General features: G+C 42.4%; 2 protein-coding genes. Both read left to right on the forward strand.

The window, feature by feature from the left end:
- Window positions 1-354 (forward strand): DUF1641 domain-containing protein (locus MPH60_RS27525; protein ID WP_241594866.1); only part of this gene is annotated, 354 nt, incomplete at its 5' end.
- A gap of 38 nt (window positions 355-392) precedes the next feature.
- Window positions 393-946, forward strand: a 554-nt coding sequence (locus MPH60_RS27530; protein WP_241594865.1) for an NAD(P)/FAD-dependent oxidoreductase, incomplete at its 3' end; no start/stop codon positions are given.

A 946-nucleotide genomic window follows, 5' to 3' on the forward strand; every position in this document is an offset into this window, starting at 1 on the left:
TTAAAGCCTGAGGTTCAGGAATCATTGAACACTTTAGTTGAGCAGTTACCAAAACTGACTGAGTTAGTGAATATTTTAACAAAGTCATATGATTTCGCTCAATCGGTTGCGACTGATGATGTCTTGAAAAATGATACGGTCAGTGCCATTTCGGAAATCGCGACACCTGTAGTCCATTCAGTGAAAGGGCTTGCGGCTAATGCCATCGAAGCTAAGGATCGTGCTGATGAGAATACTGACGTGATCGGTCTTTTTGGTCTGTTAAGAATGATGAAAGACCCGCAAGCACAAAAGCTTTTCCGTTTCGCCCAAGCTTTTCTTGAAGTCTCTTCAGAAAGTAAAAACCAAAAATAATTTTATAAATTTCAATCAGTAAGGACGGGGGATTAACTATGTCAAAACAAATCGTCATCTTAGGTGCGGGTTACGCTGGATTGCTATCTGCCTTATCCGTACGTGAATATTACAAAAGAGATGAAGTGCAGGTTACCGTGGTGAACCAATTTCCAACGCACCAAATCATCACCGAATTGCACCGTCTTGCAGGCGGATCCATTTCCGAACAAGCCGTTTCCATTCCGTTGGAAAAGCTTTTCAAAGGAAAAGATATCGACCTTGTCATTTCCAAAGTGGAGTCTTTCTCAGTCGATAACAAAGAAGTGAAACTTGCCAATGGTTCCACTTTATCTTATGATGCCCTGGTTGTTGCTTTGGGAAGCCAAACAGGATTCTTCGGAATTCCGGGACTTGAGGAAAACAGCATGGTCTTGAAATCCGTAAATGATGCAAACAAGATCTATAAACATATCGAAGATCGCATTCGCGAATATGCACAAACAAATAATGAAGCGGACGCAACCATCGTAATCGGCGGCGGCGGATTGACGGGCGTTGAGCTAATCGGTGAAATCGTGGATCATTTCCCTAAAATCGCTAAAAAGTTCGG

This window comes from Peribacillus sp. Aquil_B1, assembly GCF_022603275.1.
Taxonomy (GTDB): Bacteria; Bacillota; Bacilli; order Bacillales; family DSM-1321; genus Peribacillus.